12 protein-coding genes, 1 tRNA gene and 1 pseudogene are annotated in these 17,047 nt (G+C 66.1%); 4 read left to right on the top strand and 10 right to left on the bottom strand.

What is annotated here, in order from left to right; all coding sequences use genetic code 11:
* Positions 1-2: 2 nt before the first annotated feature.
* Positions 3-515, top strand: a complete 513-nt coding sequence (locus V5279_RS18285; RefSeq protein WP_338701275.1) for an invasion associated locus B family protein — start codon at positions 3-5, stop codon at positions 513-515.
* Between the two features lie 23 nt (positions 516-538).
* On the opposite strand, the gene V5279_RS18280 is transcribed toward V5279_RS18285, so the two are convergent.
* The 3 genes from V5279_RS18280 to V5279_RS18270 form a co-directional block, all read right to left on the bottom strand.
* Positions 539-946 (bottom strand): GNAT family N-acetyltransferase, encoded by a 408-nt coding sequence (locus V5279_RS18280; RefSeq protein WP_338699633.1) that lies wholly within the window; start codon positions 944-946, stop codon positions 539-541.
* 186 nt (positions 947-1,132) lie between these two features.
* Positions 1,133-1,206: transfer RNA gene (locus tag V5279_RS18275), tRNA-Gln, on the bottom strand.
* A gap of 158 nt (positions 1,207-1,364) precedes the next feature.
* Positions 1,365-3,842 carry a penicillin-binding protein 1A gene (locus V5279_RS18270; RefSeq protein ID WP_338699631.1) on the bottom strand — a complete coding sequence of 826 codons (2,478 nt, stop codon included), beginning with the start codon at positions 3,840-3,842 and terminating at the stop codon, positions 1,365-1,367.
* A 552-nt stretch (positions 3,843-4,394) separates the two neighbouring features.
* Here V5279_RS18270 and V5279_RS18265 point away from each other — a divergent pair.
* Positions 4,395-4,748: a hypothetical protein gene (locus V5279_RS18265; RefSeq protein WP_166296742.1), complete on the top strand. Its 354-nt coding sequence runs from the start codon at positions 4,395-4,397 to the stop codon at positions 4,746-4,748.
* A 66-nt stretch (positions 4,749-4,814) separates the two neighbouring features.
* On the opposite strand, the gene ggt is transcribed toward V5279_RS18265, so the two are convergent.
* From ggt to V5279_RS18235, 6 genes and pseudogenes are all read right to left on the bottom strand, one after another.
* The gene (ggt, locus tag V5279_RS18260; RefSeq protein ID WP_338699627.1) at positions 4,815-6,551 is read right to left on the bottom strand and encodes a gamma-glutamyltransferase; all 1,737 of its coding nucleotides are present in this window, start codon (positions 6,549-6,551) and stop codon (positions 4,815-4,817) included.
* A 128-nt stretch (positions 6,552-6,679) separates the two neighbouring features.
* Positions 6,680-8,303: pseudogene (locus tag V5279_RS18255) on the bottom strand (ABC transporter ATP-binding protein).
* Complete coding sequence (locus tag V5279_RS18250; RefSeq protein WP_338699625.1) at positions 8,300-9,112, bottom strand: ABC transporter permease; 813 nt, start codon at positions 9,110-9,112, stop codon at positions 8,300-8,302. The pseudogene V5279_RS18255 and the gene V5279_RS18250 overlap by 4 nt, the downstream one beginning before the upstream one ends.
* 16 nt (positions 9,113-9,128) lie before the next feature.
* On the bottom strand, positions 9,129-10,073 hold the full coding sequence (locus V5279_RS18245; protein WP_338699623.1) for an ABC transporter permease: 945 nt from the start codon (positions 10,071-10,073) through the stop codon (positions 9,129-9,131).
* A 14-nt stretch (positions 10,074-10,087) separates the two neighbouring features.
* Positions 10,088-11,659, bottom strand: coding sequence for an ABC transporter substrate-binding protein (locus V5279_RS18240; protein ID WP_338699621.1), 1,572 nt, complete (start codon positions 11,657-11,659; stop codon positions 10,088-10,090).
* Positions 11,659-12,819, bottom strand: a complete 1,161-nt coding sequence (locus V5279_RS18235; protein ID WP_166296754.1) for a C45 family autoproteolytic acyltransferase/hydolase — start codon at positions 12,817-12,819, stop codon at positions 11,659-11,661. Before V5279_RS18235 ends, V5279_RS18240 begins: the two co-directional genes overlap by 1 nt.
* 56 nt (positions 12,820-12,875) lie before the next feature.
* On the opposite strand from V5279_RS18235, the gene V5279_RS18230 reads away from it, so the two are divergent.
* The gene (locus V5279_RS18230; protein ID WP_166296757.1) at positions 12,876-13,820 is read left to right on the top strand and encodes a GntR family transcriptional regulator; all 945 of its coding nucleotides are present in this window, start codon (positions 12,876-12,878) and stop codon (positions 13,818-13,820) included.
* 12 nt (positions 13,821-13,832) lie between these two features.
* A complete protein-coding gene (locus tag V5279_RS18225; RefSeq protein WP_338699615.1) occupies positions 13,833-15,182 on the top strand; it encodes an aminotransferase class III-fold pyridoxal phosphate-dependent enzyme in 1,350 nt (449 codons plus the stop codon).
* A gap of 354 nt (positions 15,183-15,536) precedes the next feature.
* Here the strand turns inward: V5279_RS18225 and V5279_RS18220 are convergent, their stop codons facing one another.
* Positions 15,537-17,024 (bottom strand): amino acid permease, encoded by a 1,488-nt coding sequence (locus V5279_RS18220; protein ID WP_414645952.1) that lies wholly within the window; start codon positions 17,022-17,024, stop codon positions 15,537-15,539.
* Positions 17,025-17,047 lie beyond the last annotated feature (23 nt).

Below are 17,047 nucleotides of genomic sequence, written 5' to 3'. Positions count from 1 at the left end.
GCATGGCCGGCCTCGGCCACGCTCAGACGCCCAAGGCCAAGAATGCCCCCACGCCGGCTCAGGCAGCCGCTCCCGCAGCTCCGCAAGGCGACGCCGCATCGGGCAATAACACCGGCTGGGTCGCGCGCTGCACCAGCGCAAGCCGCGACGCCCCGCTCGAATGCGCGATGGAGCAGACCGCGGTGCTCACCAAGACCGGCCAGCTCATCGTGCTGGTCAACATCCGCGTTCCCGGCGACACCCGCACGCCGGCCGCGCTGATCCAGCTTCCGCTCGGGCTGAACCTGCCCGTCGGCGCCAAGCTGCAGGTCGACGACGGCAAGGCCGTCGACGTGCCGATCCAGACCTGCGAAGCGCGCGGCTGCTACATCAACGCGCCGATCGCGGCCGATGTGCTGAGCCAGCTGAAATCGGGCAAGCAGCTCAAGGTGTCGTTCCAGAATCTCGCCAAGGAAACCATCAGCATCCCGATGCCGCTCGCAGACTTCGCGACGGTGTACGAGAAGATCAAGTAGGGCAGCGCAGGCAGCCGCCCGCTCTATCGCTCCCGCTTGTAGAGAAACGCGTTGTCCGGTTGCGGCATGCCGATCGACTTGTAGAACCCGATCGAGTCAGGCGCCGACAACAGCAGGCACATCGATTCAGGTCCGGCGTAGCGTCGCGTTTCCGCGATCAGCCGCTTGCCGATGCCGTGCCCCTGGTGCCGACGATCGACCGCAAGATCGGCCAGGTAGCAGCAATAGGCGAAATCTGTCAGCGCGCGCGAGACGCCGATCAGCGTGTGCCCCTTCCGCGCAGTCACGATCAGATTGGCATTGGCGATCATGCGCTCCATCCGCTCGGTATCCGTCAGCGGACGCCGCTCGCCGAGGCTCGACTGGCGCAGCACCTCGATGAACTCGTCGATGCCGATCGACGGCTCGCGGGCATAAAGAATTTCGTCCATCACCTATACCTCTGTCGCAACATTGCAGCGGCCGGAGCCGCGCGCGACCATGGTGGATTGCGCCGGGCTAATCCACCCTCGATGCCGTGAGGGCACGCTGGGTGACGACCGGTCCTGCATCAGGAGCAGGCTGCGCCGCGCAGTCGTGTCGGGATTTTGAGGGTTGCTCGCGCCATCAAGGCAGATTGGCTGGGGAACCTGGATTCGAACCAAGACAAACAGAGTCAGAGTCTGTTGTGCTACCGTTACACCATTCCCCAAGAATTGTCCGTGGTATCAACAGCTTAGCTGGATGACTGGACATCTCGGTGCAGCGCCTTCGCTTGCCAAATCAGCGCCCGCGCGAGTGCGACCTTCTACCTGCTTGGTCCCACGCTTGGCAAGCATTGTTGGCGGGGAATGGGCGTGAAAATCGCCCTCAATACAGCCCGCTCGGGCTGGACTGCATCACCGCACGGCCCGCGTCAGGTGAGATCGGCTGCTGGGTCCCGTCGATCACATCGGTACCGGCGACCATCGTCGGATCATAGAACGGCGGCGCCTGGCCCGGCTTGAAGGCTTCGAGCACCACGCCCCTGTTCTGACCGGACGAGGCGCGCAGGCCGGTCTTGGAATCGACCAGCACCAGCCTGATGCCGACCGGCTGCTTGAACGGCGTGGCGGGCTTGTCGGCCAGCGCGAGCTTCATGAAGTCGCGCGCGATCGGCGCCGCGGTGTGGCCGGCCTGCGCGTTGCGGCCGAGCGAGCGCGGCTTGTCGTAGCCGACATAGAGGCCGACCACGAGGTCCGGCGAGAAGCCGACGAACCAGAGGTCCTTGGCCTCGTTGGAGGTGCCGGTCTTGCCGGCGATCGGCTTGCCGACCTCCTTCAGCGCGGTGCCGGTACCGGCCTGAATCACGCCCTCCATCAGCGAGGTGATCTGGTAGGCGGTCATCGCGTCGAGCACCCGCTCGCGGCGGTCGACGAGCTGCGGCTCCGCCTGGTTCTTCCAGCCCTCCGGGGCGTCGCAGCCGCGGCATTCACGCTGGTCGTGCCTGAAGATGGTGTGGCCGTAGCGGTCCTGGATGCGGTCGATCAGGGTCGGCTTCACGCGGACGCCGCCATTGGCGATCATCGAATAGGCCGTGGCCATCCGCATCACCGTGGTCTCGCCGGCGCCGAGCGCATAGGCGAGATAGTTCGGCAGCTCGTCATAGACACCGAAGCGCTTGGCATACTCGCCGATCACAGGCATGCCGATCTCCTGCGCCAGCCGCACCGTCACGGTGTTGAGCGACAGCCGGAGCGCGTTGCGTAGCGTCACCTGGCCCTGATACTTGCCGGTGGAGAAGTTCTCCGGCCGCCAGACATTGCCCTGCCCCTGATCGATCTCGATCGGCGCGTCGATCATCACGGTCGACCCGGTATAGCCATTGTCGAGCGCCGTCGAATAAACGATCGGCTTGAAGGTCGAGCCGGGCTGCCGATAGGCTTGGGTCGCGCGGTTGAACTGGCTCTGGTCGAACGAGAAGCCGCCGACCATCGCGAGCACGCGCCCGGTGTGCGGGTCCATCGCCACCATCGCGCCCGACAGTTCGGGGATCTGGCGCAGCCGGTACTGGCCTTCGACGGCGCGGCCGTCCTTGAACAGCGGGTCGGCGTAGATCACGTCGCCGGGCTGCAGCACCTGCGCCACCGAGGTCGGCGTCTTGCCCTTGCTCTTGGCCCAGCGCACGCCGTCCATCGTGACGATGCCGGTCTCACGCTGCTTGCTGACGGCGCCGCCGAGCTCACGGCCCGGCTGGAAGCCGATCCGCGCCGACTGGTCGTTGCTCTCCAGCACCACGGCCATCCGCCACGGCGAGATGTCGGAGAGCGATTTGATTTCGGCGAGCGGCACGCCCCAGTCGCTGGTCAGATCGAGCTTCTGAATCGCGCCGCGATAGCCCTGCTGCTCGTCATAGTTCACGAGCCCCGCCACCATGGCCTTGCGCGCCATCACCTGGACCTTGGGGTCGAGCGTGGTGCGCACCGACAGGCCGCCCTCATAGAGCTTCTTCTCGCCGTAGCGCTCGAAGATGTCGCGGCGGACCTCTTCCGAGAAATATTCGCCGGCGAAGGTGTGCGCGCCATTGGAACGGCTGGTGACGACGAGCGGGTCCTTGCGCGCCTTGTCGGCGTCGGCGGTGGTGATCCAGCCGTTCTCCTGCAGGCGGTCGATCACGTAGTTGCGCCGCTCGATGGCGCGCGCGCGGTTGCGCACCGGATGCAGGCTGGCCGGCATTTTCGGCAGCGCCGCCAGATAGGCCGCTTCGGCGACCGTGAGCTCGTTCACCGACTTGTCGAAATAGACCAGCGAGGCCGCCGCGATGCCATAGGCGCCGAGCCCGAGATAGATCTCGTTGAGATACAGCTCGAGGATCTTGTCCTTGGAATAGGCCCGCTCGATTCGCATCGCCAGCAGGGCTTCCTTGATCTTGCGGCTGAACGAGACCTCGTTGGTCAGAAGGAAGTTCTTGGCGACCTGCTGGGTGATCGTGGAGGCGCCCTGCGGACGGCGGTTGGAACCGAAGTTCTGGACATAGGAGACGCCGGCACGTGCCATGCCGGTATAGTCGATGCCGCCGTGCTCATAGAAATTCTTGTCCTCGGCGGCGAGGAACGCGTTGATCACGAGCTTCGGCACCGCCTGGATCGGCAGATAAAGCCGGCGCTCCTTGGCAAACTCACCGAGCAGCGAGCCATCGGCCGCGTGCACGCGGGTCATCACCGGCGGCTCGTAGTTCTGCAGCTGCGAATAGTCGGGCAGGTCCTTGGAAAAATGCCAGAACAGCCCTGCGACCGCGGCCAGACCAGCCAGGAACAGGATGGTTCCTGCAGTGAACAGGAACCCGAAGAACCGCAACAGAAATTTCATCGACCAGATTTTCCGTGGCGAGTGCGTCGCTCGTTCTGAGCGCGCTGCGTGCCACATAGGTTGCCCGGTATATCGGTCGCCCCAACGACCTGCAATTCGACGCTGGAGAATTAAACCAGGCCAGGCGTCAAACTTATGCCATAGAGCCCGGCTCGCGCGCTCAAGCCAAATCAGCGGACGTCCCGACCGGGCGATGCGCCACGGTGCTGCATCGATCTCCGATACACGGCACTGCGATTCGCGCGCACCTCACCGAATTGCCCGCCGTTCTCCAACCGCTGCGCTTGCGCAGAGCGCGCGTTGCGAAAAAAACGCGGGCCCGCCCCATCGCTTGCACTACCCCGCTGCCGTTGAGGGTGGTGCGATATCAGAAATCGGTGGACAGTACCGCCGGGTCGGCTGGATTAAAGATTTGTTAACTATAACTACCGCAAGCTGCTGCCATTCACGTTACTCGCGGCGGGCTGATTTCCGATGGCACTGCGCGGACTTAGACGGCCTTTTACAACCGATTCAACCGTTCTTGGATTTCCAAGACCACCCACATCGGCTGTGGGCACGGAAGCCCTGGACCTCGTCTATCAGGCGGCGGATTTGTTCCGCAGCATCGAGGACCGGGCCCGCGCCGGCGAGGCGCGCGCCGAGGCCGCCGAACAGGCGCAGCTCGAAATCATCGCTGCCACAGAGCGCAAGCTGGGGGACGCCTCCCGGGCGCTCGAGGAGGCCCGACGGCGCATCGAGTCCCAGCAGGAGCAGATCGACGCCGCCGAATTCCGCGCTCAGGCCGCCGAGGCCGAGGCGCGTGAAGCCCGGCAATCGCTGGCGCTGGTCGAGGACGCGATCCGCCGGCGCTTGCTGCTTATCGGCGGCCAGGACGGCGACGGCAGGTCGACGGCGGTCGCCTGACGCGAGATCCATCTCGCAAGCGCCGGGGCCCTGCCCGGCCGCCACCACGCAATCGCACAGCGACAATCAATAGCCGGCGGCGAGCCCCGAATTGCGGCGCGGATCGTTCGCGCCATAGAAGCGGTTGTTGCCGACCGGCTTGCCGCCGAGCGACGGCGCGCCGACGATGATGACCGCGAGATGGTTGGCCGGCTGCGGCGGGCCGAATTTGTGGCCCATGCCTTCCAGGATTTTCCGCGTGTCCGGCGACAGCGCAAAATCCTCGACATTGGTCGCCTCCGGTAGCCATTGCTGGTGGAAGCGCGGCATGTCCACGGCCTCCTGCGCGTTCATGTCATAGTCGATGGCGTTGATCATCGTCAGCAGCACGGCCGTGATGATGCGGCTGCCACCCGGCGTGCCCACCACCATGACCGGCTTGCCGTCCTTGGAAACGATGGTCGGGCTCATCGATGATAGCGGACGCTTGCCGGGGGCGATCGCATTGGCCTCCCCCTGCACTAGGCCATAGAGGTTCGGCACGCCGACCTTGGCCGTGAAGTCGTCCATCTCGTCGTTCAGCAGCACGCCGGTCTTGGCCGCCGTCACCTTGGCGCCGAACCAATCGTTCAGCGTATAGGTGACCGACACCGCGTTGCCGTCCTTGTCGGCGATCGAATAATGCGTGGTGTTGCTGCCCTCATGCGGCGGAACGCCAGGCTTGATGTCCTTGGACACGCCCGCCCTGGCCGAATCGATCACGGCGCGGATCTTCGCCGCGTAATCCTTGTCGAGCAGACGCGCGAGCGGATTCTTCACGAAGTCGGGGTCGCCGAGATAGCTGTTGCGATCGACATAGGCGTGACGCATCGCCTCGATCTGGTAGTGCACCGCCTGCGCGGAATGGTAGCCTAGCTCCTTGAGCGGATAGCCTTCCAGAATGTTCAGGATCTCGCAGATCACCACGCCACCCGAGCTTGGCGGCGGCGCGGAGACCACGTGGTAACCGCGATAGTCGCATTCGACCGGCGCGAGCTCACGAACCCTGTAATTGTCGAGATCCTCCTGCGTGAGCAGGCCCTTGCCGGCCTGGCTCGCGGCCACGATCGCGGCCCCGACCCAGCCCTTGTAGAAGCCGTCGGTGCCGCGCTTGCTGATCTCACGCAGCGTCTCGGCGAGTTCGTGCTGCGCCAGCCGCTCACCGACCTGGAACGGCTTTCCGTTGTTGAGAAAGATCGCGGCCGAAGCCGGATCCTCGAGAAGATCGTCGACCGCGGAGTTCAACATATCGATGTCGCCACGGTCGAGCACAAACCCGTCCTCGGCGAGTTGCAGCGCCGGCGCGATCACGTCCGCGCGCTTCATGGTGCCGTATTTCTCGCGCGCATATTCCATGCCTGACACCGAGCCCGGCACGCCGACGGCAAGATGCCCCTTGGTGGAGAGGCCGTTGACGACCTTGCCGTCCTTGTCGCGATACATGTTGGCGGTGGCGCCCTTCGGCGCGGTCTCGCGGAAATCCAGGAAGGTCTTGCGGCCGTCGGCGAACTGGATGGTCATGAAGCCGCCGCCGCCAAGATTGCCGGCGGCGGGATAGACCACCGCAAGCGCGTAGCCGACCGCGACCGCGGCATCGACCGCATTGCCGCCCCGCTTCAGCACCTCGATGCCGACCTGGGTCGCGAGATGCTGCGCCGAGACCACCATGCCGTTCTCGGCAGCGACCGGCGCAACCGACGCGGCGCGGCCAGGGACTGAAGCTGTGAGGCCGATCGCGACAATGGCCGCGATCATCCATCGCGTGCCCGTTCGTGGATTCCGCATTGGGAGTTCCCCCGATTGCCGCCGTCTGGGTGCGGCGTGTGTTCCTTCTATCGGAGCGAGCAAGTGTAGCAGGCCGCGCGCCCGCGGACTATGGGGTCGTCGCGCGCAGCGTCAGCGTTGGAGTTCCATCAGCCCGACGCGCGCGCCGCGGCTTGCCCGGAAAAATCCAACACCGGCGTCGCGGCGAGCAGCGCCTTTGTGTACGCATGCTGCGGACGGTCGAACACGTCGTCGCGCGAACCCTGCTCGACGATACGGCCGCCCTGCATCACCACCACGCGGTCGGCGACCTGCTCGACTGCGGCGAGGTCATGGCTGATGAAGAGACAGGCAAAGCCGTATTGCGCCTGCAGCCGTTCGAACAGCTTCAGCACCTGGGCCTGGATCGTCATGTCGAGCGCGGAGACGGGCTCGTCGGCGACCACGAAGGACGGATGTCGCACGATTGCGCGTGCGATCGCGATGCGCTGGCGCTGACCGCCTGAGAGTTCATGCGGCCAGCGCTGCGCGAAGCCGGCAAGCCCGACCTAGCCCGACCTCGTCGAGCATATCAGCGACGCGCCGATCGCGCTCGGCGGACGAAAGCGCCGGGACATGCCGCAGCGGCTCGGCGACAATCTCGCCGACCCGCATGCGCGGGTCGAGCGACGAATACGGATCCTGGAACACGAGCTGCGAGGCCAGGCGAAACGTGCGGTCGCGCGTCGCGATCACGTCCCTGCCCTGAAAGCGGATCTCGCCGCCTGCGGCCGGGATCAGCCGCAGCATGGCGCGGCCAAGCGTGGTCTTGCCCGAGCCGCTGCCGCCGACCACGGCGACGGTTTCGCCGGCGCCGATCTCGAGATCGACACCATTGACCGCCGCAACATCGGCATCCCTGCGGAACAGGCGCTGCCGCCCGCCGAACGAGACCTTCAAGCCGCGCACGCTGATCAGCGGCTCGCCGGCCGCGCGGCGCCCGGTCGCGGCGCGCCGCCGCGGCAGCGCATCGACCAGTTGACGTGTGTAGGCCTCGCGCGGCGCAGAGAGGATCTGCCGGACGCTGCCGGTCTCCACCAGCTTGCCCTGCCGCAGCACGACCGCGCGCTGCGCATAGCGCGACACCAGGCCGAGATTGTGGGTGATCAGCATCACCGAGGTGCCGTGATCGCGCGCCAGTTCGACCATCAGGTCGAGCACCTCGCGCTGGCTCAGCGTGTCGAGCGCGGTGGTCGGTTCGTCGGCCAACAGCAGCTTCGGCTTCAACAGCATCACCGAGGCCAGCATGATCCGCTGCCGCATCCCGCCGGAGAATTCATGCGGATAGGCATCGAAGGTCCGCTCGGGATCGCGGATCTGCACCCGCGCCAGCATGTCAAGACAGCGCTGCCTGATCTCGCCCCGCGTGAGCTTCTCATGCAGGGCGAGGCCCTCGGCCATCTGCGCGCCGACGCTGATCGCCGGATTGAGCGACACCATCGGCTCCTGGAACACCATGCCGACCGAGCGGCCGCGCAGGGCGCGCATGCGCTGTGGCGCGATATCAGCGAGATCCTCGCCATCGAGCCGGATCGCGCCGCCGACCCGCCGCAGGCCCGGCGGCAGCAGGCCGAGAATGGCACGCGCCGCCGCGGTCTTGCCGCTGCCGGACTCGCCGACCACGGCGAGGAATTCGCCGCGCTCGATCGCAAACGACACATCATCGACGACGACAGCGCCGGTCCTGGCGGCTTCGATGCGCAGATGATCGACGGTGAGCAGCGGCGCGGTCATCCGTGCGCCATCCGGGGATCGAGGCGATCGCGCAGGGAATCGCCGAGCAGATTGATCCCGAGCAGCGTCAGCGCGATGCACAGCCCCGGTGCAACGCTGAGCCAGGCCGCGGTTTCCATATAGGGACGGCTCGCCGCCAGCATGTTGCCCCAGGTCGGCGCCGGCGGCGGTACGCCGAGACCGAGGAAGCTCAACGCGCTCTCGGCCAGCAGCACCCAGCCGAACATGCTGGTCGCGAGCACCGCCACCGGCGCGATCGCATTGGGCAAGACGTGGCGGAGCATCGAATAGAGTTCGGAGTTGCCGATCACGCGCGAGGCCTCGATGTATTCCTTCTCGCGGATCGACAGCACGGTGCCGCGGACCACGCGCGCGACCGAGGGGATATAGGCAAGCCCCAGCGCCAGCACGAGGCCGGACTTGTTGGCGCCGATCACGATCATCACCGCAAGCGCCAGCAGGATGCCGGGAAACGCCAGCAGCGCGTCGTTGACCGCCATGATGACGCGGTCGGTCCAGCCGCGCAGATAGCCCGCGACGCCGCCGACCAGCACGCCGATGCTGACGGCGATCAGGACGGTGGCGAGCGCCACCACCACGCTGGCGGCGGCTCCCGTCATCAGCCGGCTCAGCACGTCGCGGCCGAATTCATCGGTGCCGAACCAGTGCAGCGCGGAGGGCGCCTGCAGCCGCGCCTTCAAATTGATCCGCAGCGGATCGAACGGCGTCCAGATTGCGGCTGTTACGGCGGTGCCAAGCAGCAGCGCGATCAGCATGCCGCCGATCATGGTGTTGACGCGCCATTTCATGCCACGGCCACCCATTTCATGCCACCGCCACCCTTGGGTCGAACAGCGGATAACAGAGATCGACGATCAAATTGACGACGACATAGATCACCGCCGTGAACAGCAAGCAGCCCTGCACCACCGGATAGTCGCGCGCGAAGATCGAATCGACCAGCAGCCGACCAAGCCCCGGCAGCGTGAACACGGTTTCGATCACGGCGATGCCGCCGAGCAGATGGCCGAGCACCAGCCCGATCAGCGTCCAGGTCGGCGCGAAGGCGTTCGGCAGCACATGGCGGCCGAGCACCAGCCATTCCGGAACGCCCTTGGCGCGCGCATGCGTGACATATTCGAGCCGCAGCACCTCGATCGAGGCCGCACGCGCCATCCGCGTCAGCACGCCGATCTCGACGGCGGTCAGCGTCACGATCGGCAGCACCATGAACATCGTCGCCTGCCAGACATTCTCCGAGAACGGCACGTAGCCGATCACCGGCAGCCATTTCAGCTTCAAACCGAACAGCAAAAGCAGCAGAAGGCCGAGCCAGAAGCTCGGGATCGACAGCAACAGCGTGGCACCGCCGACGATCGCAAGATCAAGTGCGCTGTTCTGCTTCCAGGCCGCGATCAGGCCCGCCACCACCGCGATGCAGGCGGCAAGGCCGACCGCCACCAGCACGATCACGGCCGAGACCTGGAAGCGCTCCAGGATCAGCGGCAGCACCGGAAGATTGTTGGTGATGGAATGACCGAGGTCGCCGGTCGCAAGCTTGCCGAGCCAGTACAGGAATTGCAGCGGCACCGGCTGATCGAGGCCGAGCTGCGCGCGCAATTGCGCGGCCTGCGCCGGATCGGCGTTGTCGCCGAGCATCACCTGAACCGGATCACCCGGGATCAGACGCACCAGCGTGAACACCGCGACCGCCTCCAGGAGCAGCGTCGGGATCGTCATGGCCAGCCGTCGTGCGAGGTAGCCCAGCATCGCCGCGATCCCCCCTACTGCACGCTCACGCCCCAGAAGCGCGGTTGCCCGAACAGCCAGCCGGAAAATCCCTTGACGTTGTTGCGCAGGGCGGCGATCTCGGCGCCGTTGAACAGGACGATCATCGGCACATCGTCGATGAAGCGGCGGTGCAGCTCGTCGAACAGAAGCTGGCGTTTCGCCTTGTCGTCGATCATCATCGACTCCTGCAGCATCCGCTGCGCCTCCGGATTGTCCCAGACCTTGCGCGGCTGGGTCGCCTTCGGACCCATCAGCATCTCGAAAGAGAGCGACGGGTCGAGCCGCGGCGAGTAGACGAAGGCCATCGACTGATAATCGCCGCGGTTGTAGCGGTCGAGCTGCGCGGCCCAATCCAGCACCTCGATCTCGATATTGATGCCGGCGGCCTGCGCCATCGCCTGCACCAGCACGGCGGAATCGAACACATAGCTGTAGCGCTTGTTGGCGATCATCCTGATCGGCTGGCCGTGATAGCCGGCCTGCGCCAGCAGCTTCTTGGCCTCGGCGATGTCCTGGGTGTAGCCGTGGGTCTCCACCTCGCCGTAGAACGGGCTTCCGATCGGCAGCGCCGAATTGTTGGCGCGCGCGATGCCCTCCATCACCGCGTCGATGATCTGCGGCGTGTCGAGACTGAGCGCGATCGCCCGCCGGATCCGCACGTCCTTGAGCAGCGGATCGCGGGTCTGGAACAGGATGCCGGTGAGACCGAGCGCGGGCGTGATGCTGAGCTGCACGTCCGGCCGCCCCTTGAGGTCCTCGACATCAGGGATCGCAAGATTGCCGATTGCATCGAGCGAGCCGGACAACAGGCCCGCCTTGGCCGCCGAGCCGTCGGGAACGACGTTGAACCTGATCCGGTCGACTTCCGCGATCTTGGCGCCGGTATAGCCGGTGCGCGGCTCGCTGCGCGCGGCGTAGCCGTCGAAGCGCACCAGATCGACGTACTGGCCGCGCTTCCATTCGCCGAGCTTGAACGGCCCGGTGCCGACAGGCGCGATCCACTTGCCGTCCGCCCCGACCGAGTCGCGATGGATGATGGCGGTCTGCCCGCAATCGGGCCGCGCCAATGTCGACAGGAACAGCGCCGTCGGACGGTCGAGGTTGATCGCGACGGTCTGCGTATCAGGCGTCTCGATGGCCTCGATCCGGGCGATGCCGGTTGCGCTGAACTCGGACAGGCAGCGCCATTGCGTGGCGGGATCGAGCCAGCGTTTCAACGACCACACCACGTCGGCGGCCGTCATGATCGCGCCGTTTTGGAATTTGACGCCCTGGCGCAGATGGAACGTGTAGGTCTTGCCGTCGTTCGAGGTGGTCCAGCTATCCGCCAGCATCGGACCGATCGAGGTATCGTCGCGAAACGCGACCAGGCCCTCGACGATATGCGCCATCACGCCGTCGGTGTTGGCGTCGCGGTTGGTGCCGGGATCGGTGGAGCGGATGTCGGCGTTGAGCCGCGCCCGCAACAGGGTCTCGGCGCCGGCGCGCGACGGCTGCGCCGCGACCACCGCGGCGAGCGCCATCAGGCCGACCATCATCGCACGCGATGGCCGACACAGGTTCATCAGGACGCCCTCGCGATCGCTGATGGCTCCGCCTCATTGCGCGGGCTGGCCGCCACCTCGAGCCGGTAGCTGGTGAACTGCCGGTTCAGCGCCGGCAGCGGCGCGACCTCCATCAGCCCGCTGGCCGGCTCCATCAGGATCATCGCGACCGTGGCGCTGAGATTGTTGCCGAGGTTGCGGCGCGGCGGCCGGCACACCGACCATGGATAGGCGAAATCGTCGAACAGCGCCGACTTCACGGTCTCGAAGCTGATGGCGCCGAGATGCGGCTGCAACAAATCGCGGACCCGGATGTCGCGATAGAGGCTGTCCGGCGTGCTGGCGATGCCGGTGTCCTTGAGCTTGCCGAGCGCGACCGGGCTGACGAAATGGTTGGCATGCACCAGCAGCCCGCGATCGGGATGCACCTGGAAGGTCTCGTCCGGCGCACATTCGAAGTCGATCGCAACACCGTCGCGGTGACTGACAATCATGTTGTTGGCGGCGGATTTCTTGGTGCAATAGACCGTGCGCATCGACAGCGCGACATGCTCGCTCTCCAGCACCTTGCGCCGGATCAGCGCCAGCGGCGCGCCGATTTGACGATAGTCGCGGTCGCACTGCAGATAATTCGCGGTGATGGCGATACCAACCGCGTTGAAGCCGCAGCGGCCGAGCGCGCCGGCCTCGGTGAAGGTCATCAGATCAGGACCATCGTCGCGGCGCACCTTCAGCACGACGGCGGTCTCTGCGCATTCGCGCTTCCAGTCCCAGTTCTGGGCGTGGATCAGCCGCCCCGACGCGCTCGCCTGCGGCAGCACGACGACGCCGGTGCAGCCGTCGGGCTCGTCGGGCGTCTTCAGCCGCGCCCGAACCGAGGGCTCGGCGAGCTTGAGGATCTCGGTGCGGGCATTGAGCAGCACGATATCCTCGAACGGAACGCCGGCGCCCTCGGCGATGCCGTGCATCTCCTCGATATAATCAGGCTCGAACGCCTCGATCACCGGAAGATAGTCGCGCACCAGCTCGGCCACGCCGGCGGCGTCGAGCGAAAGCTCCTTGAGTTGGGAGAAGTAGTGCGAGGTGCCCTTGCGGATGCGATCGGCCGCCTGGCGGCCGTACTGCTTGCCACGCTCATGAGGCGGACCGGAAATCTCGATCAGGGGAAAGGGTTCGACCATCGTTTGCGCCAACTTCCTTTTGCGTTTCCACAAAGGCTAATGTATTTTGTGAGTACATGAAACAAAAATCTGCGCCTATTGCGAAGGCAGCCCCGAGCCGCCTGCAGCGCGAACTGTCCGCGGGCATCCTGGAGCTGATCCGGGCGGAAAAACTCGCGCCCGGCACGCGACTTGCCGAGGTGGCGCTGGCGGAGCGGCTGCAGGTTTCACGCACGCCGGTGCGCGCGGCGCTGAAATTATTGGCAGGCCGCCGCCTCGTACGGGTCGGTGCAAGCCGCGGCTACTTCGTGACGGACACGGCACCGCCAGCGCCGAAGACACCAGGCAAGCCCGCGCCAGCAGATACCGACCGGCTGTTCGTTGCGATCGCGCGCGACCGGCGCAGCGGCCGTCTTCCGGTCGACGTCTCCGAGCGCGACCTGATGCAGCGCTACGGCGCGTCGCGTCCGGTGGTGCAGCGGGTGCTGGCCAAGCTTGCAGAGGTCGCGGCGGTGCAGCGCAAGCCCGGGCATGGCTGGCGATTTCAGCCGATCATCGCCGACGCGCAGGCGCGCGCCGAAAGCTATCGCTACCGGATGCTGATCGAGCCGGCCGCCCTGCTGGAGCCGGGCTTTCAGCTCGACCCAGGCTGGGCCGCCGAGATGCGCCGGCGTCATCAGGACGCGACCAGGCAAACCTGGAATGAGACCGCGAGCATCGCCTTCTTCGAGATGAACGCAGCCTTCCACGAAGGACTGGCGGCCGCGTCCGGCAACCGCTTCCTGCTGGTCGCCGTGCAGCAGCAGAACCGGCTGCGCAGCTTCGCGAACTACGACTGGACCTTTGGCTATCAGCGCGTGCTGGTGAACTGCCGCGAGCATCTTGCGATCCTCGACCGGCTCGAGGCCGGCGAGCGCGAGGCCGCGGCCGCGCTGATGCGCAGCCATCTCGAAGGCGCCTCAAAGGTCAAACGCGTCACCGACGATCCGGCCAACGGCCGCCGCATCAACAACAGCAAGTAACAGGAGGCCTCCATGCATTCACCGCACGCCGCGGCAACGAACACGCCCCTCACCCGCGAGGCGATGGAGCCGTTCTGGATGCCGATGACGCCCAATCGCCAGTTCAAATCCAACCCGCGGCTGTTCACCGGCGCCGAGGGCATGCACTACATCACGCAGGACGGCCGGCGCATTCTCGACGGCATGGCGGGGCTCTGGTGCGTCAACGCCGGGCACGGCCAGAAGCGGATCGTCGAGGCGATCCAGGCGCAGGCCGCGAAGCTCGATTTCGTGTCCTCGTTCCAGATGAGCCACCCGGCCGCATTCGAGCTCGCCGGACGCATCACCGAGATCACGCCTGAAGGCCTCGACCACGTATTCTTCACCAATTCGGGCTCAGAGTCGGTCGATACCGCGCTCAAGATCGCCCGCGGCTATCACCGCGCCCGCGGCGAAGCCAGCCGCATCCGCTTCATCTCGCGCGCCAAGGCCTATCACGGCATGGGCTGGGGCGGATTGTCGGTGAGCGGCCTCTACCGTCACCGTCGCGATTTCGGCCCGCTGCTGCCCGAGGTCGACCATCTGTCGCTCCCCCATGATCCCGAGCACACCGCATTCTCGCGCGGGCAACCGGCATGGGGCGCGCATTTCGCCGATGAGCTGGACAAGCTCTTGCTGATCCACGATCCCTCGACCGTCGCGGCCGTGATCGTCGAACCCGTGACCGGTTCGGGCGGCGTCTACCCGCCTCCATCAGGCTATCTCGAGCGGCTACGCAAGATCTGCGACCAGCACGGCATCCTGCTGATCTTCGACGAGGTGATCACCGGCTTCGGGCGGCTCGGCGCGCCGTTCGCGGCCAACGCGCTCGGCGTGACGCCTGACCTCATCACCTGCGCCAAGGGCATGACCAATGCCGCCGTGCCGATGGGCGGCGTCATCGTCAGCGACAAAGTCTATTCCGCTTTGATGAACGGACCGGAAAATACCGTCGAGCTGTTCCACGGCTACACCTACTCGGCGCATCCGCTTGCCTGCGCGGCAGGGTTGGCCGCGCTCGACGTCTATCAGGACCTCGGCCTGTTCGACCGCGCCAGGCGCATCGCGCCGGCCTGGGAGGCGGCGGCGCACGCATTGCAGGATGTGCCCCACGTCATCGATGTCAGGAACATCGGCCTGCTGGCTGCGATCGATCTGAAGCCGCGCGACGGCGCGGCCGGCGCGCGCGGCACCGAATGCGCTAGGCGATGCTACGATGACGACGGCATCTTGATCCGCGCCGCCGCCGATACATTGATGATCTCACCGCCCCTGATCATCACCGAGGACCAGATCGAGGCGATCTTCGCAGCGATCCGCCGCGCGCTGCACGCGATCGGCTGAGCCCCGGCCGAACTCGACCGGCCACGGATCGGACGCAACTTGCGCCTCGCTCGCGTGGCCAGTTCGGGCAGTCGGCGAAGCGATGCAAAGCTCGGGCAGATCGTGTCGCGAGAATGCGGATCCACGTCCTCAATGCTCTTTGACAGTGCGCGAGACTTACCCGTCATCCTGAGGTGCGAGCGGAGCGAGCCTCGAAGGATGCACGGCCCGGCTGGTGGCCGTCGATCCTTCGAGGCTCGCCGAAGAGGCTCGCACCTCAGGATGACGGGGCAAGTGCTTTCGCAGGGACGACTATCTCTTCGCGGAAACGGGCTCGCAAAGTCGCGAACAAAGCGAATCCTCGCTGCGGCCAATCTACACCCCACCCCTCGCCCGCAGCCGGCTATGGCGACGACCATAGGCGGCATAGATCAGCAGCCCGATCACGAGCCACACTGCGAGCCTGATCCAGGTGTCGAGCGGCAGGCCGAACATCAGGAACAGCGACGTCCCAGCGGCAGCCGGGGCCACCAGCCAGATCGCCGGCGCCCTGAATGGGCGTGGCAATTCCGGATCGCGCAGCCGCAGCACCAGCGTGCCGATCGAAACCACGGTGAATGCGAACAGCGTGCCGATCGAGACGAGTTCGCCGACCAGCCCGATCGGCAGCAGCCCACCGAGAACAGCGGCGACGGTGCCGGAGAAGATGGTCGAGACATAGGGGGTCCGGAAGCGCGGATGGATCTTGGCGGCAAAGCCCGGCAGCAACCCGTCATGCGCCATGGCACGAAAGATCCGCGGCTGCGCCAGCAGCATGATCAGGATCACCGATGTCAGCCCGAACAGGATGCCGAGCTTGATGAACGGACCGAGCCAGCCGATGCCGATCGCATCGATGCCGACCGCGATCGGATCGGGCACGCTGAGCTTGTCGTATGGCACGATGCCGGTCAGCACGAAGCCGACCGCGACATAGAGCGCGGCGCAGATCACAAGCGAGCCGAGAATGCCAATCGGCATGTCGCGCTCCGGCGTCTTCGCCTCCTGCGCCGCAGTCGAGACCGCGTCGAAGCCGATATAGGCGAAGAACACCACCGCCGCGCCGCGGATCACACCGGACCAGCCGAATGCGCCAGGGCCGGCATTCGGCGGGATCAGCGCGCCGTCCGGATTGCCCGCCGTCACCCAGTTCGCCAGCGACACCGAGGATGCGGCGGTCGCGAGAAACAACGCGATCACGACGAGCTTCACCACCACGACGAAGCCGGTGAAGCGCGCGGACTCGCGAATGCCGACCACCAGCAGCGCGGTGACGAAGGCGATGATCGCCATCGCCGGGATGTTGATGACCGCGCCGGTCGCCGACCACGCACCGCTGTTGACGTCGTAGGCGAGCGGCGCCGAGGTGAATTGCTGCGGCAGGTTGATGCCGAAATCGCGCATGAAGCTGACGAAATAGCCGGACCATCCGACCGAGACCGCGATCGCACCGACCGCGTATTCGAGGATCAGGTCCCAGCCGATGATCCAGGCGATCAGTTCGCCGAGCGTCGCGTAAGCATAGGTGTACGCGCTGCCGCAGATCGGCACGGTCGACGACATCTCCGCATAGCACAGGCCGGCGAACGCGCAGGCGACGGCGCCAAGCATGAAGGAGAGCGTGACCGCGGGACCGGCATTGGCGGCGGCCGCGTGGCCCGTCAGCACGAAGATGCCGGCGCCGATGATGCCGCCGATGCCGAGCGTGACCAGCTGCAGCGCCGAGAGCGAGCGCTTGAAGATCGGCGTCTCGGCGTCGCCGTCCGCGCGCGCCGCCTCGCGCAACAGGTCCGAGGTCGACTTTCGGTCCCAGAAACCGGCCAGGGTGTCGGTCACGTCAGGTGCCT

The sequence above is a fragment of the Bradyrhizobium sp. 26S5 genome (assembly GCF_036923295.1).
Taxonomy (GTDB): domain Bacteria; phylum Pseudomonadota; class Alphaproteobacteria; order Rhizobiales; family Xanthobacteraceae; genus Bradyrhizobium; species Bradyrhizobium septentrionale.
Note: the sequence above shows the minus strand (reverse complement) of the source record. Positions and strands in the feature narration are given on the sequence as shown.

Bases quoted from the DNA above. Each gene is read 5' to 3' on its own strand.
- V5279_RS18285 (WP_338701275.1), top strand. From the start codon at position 3: ATGGCCGGCCTCGGCCACGCTCAGACGCCCAAGGCCAAGAATGCCCCC.
- V5279_RS18280 (WP_338699633.1), bottom strand. From the start codon at position 946: ATGGACGAAATTCTTTATGCCCGCGAGCCGTCGATCGGCATCGACGAG.
- V5279_RS18270 (WP_338699631.1), bottom strand. From the start codon at position 3,842: ATGAAATTTCTGTTGCGGTTCTTCGGGTTCCTGTTCACTGCAGGAACC.
- ggt (WP_338699627.1), bottom strand. From the start codon at position 6,551: ATGCGGAATCCACGAACGGGCACGCGATGGATGATCGCGGCCATTGTC.
- V5279_RS18250 (WP_338699625.1), bottom strand. From the start codon at position 9,112: ATGAAATGGCGCGTCAACACCATGATCGGCGGCATGCTGATCGCGCTG.
- V5279_RS18245 (WP_338699623.1), bottom strand. From the start codon at position 10,073: ATGCTGGGCTACCTCGCACGACGGCTGGCCATGACGATCCCGACGCTG.
- V5279_RS18240 (WP_338699621.1), bottom strand. From the start codon at position 11,659: ATGAACCTGTGTCGGCCATCGCGTGCGATGATGGTCGGCCTGATGGCG.
- V5279_RS18235 (WP_166296754.1), bottom strand. From the start codon at position 12,819: ATGGTCGAACCCTTTCCCCTGATCGAGATTTCCGGTCCGCCTCATGAG.
- V5279_RS18230 (WP_166296757.1), top strand. From the start codon at position 12,876: ATGAAACAAAAATCTGCGCCTATTGCGAAGGCAGCCCCGAGCCGCCTG.
- V5279_RS18225 (WP_338699615.1), top strand. From the start codon at position 13,833: ATGCATTCACCGCACGCCGCGGCAACGAACACGCCCCTCACCCGCGAG.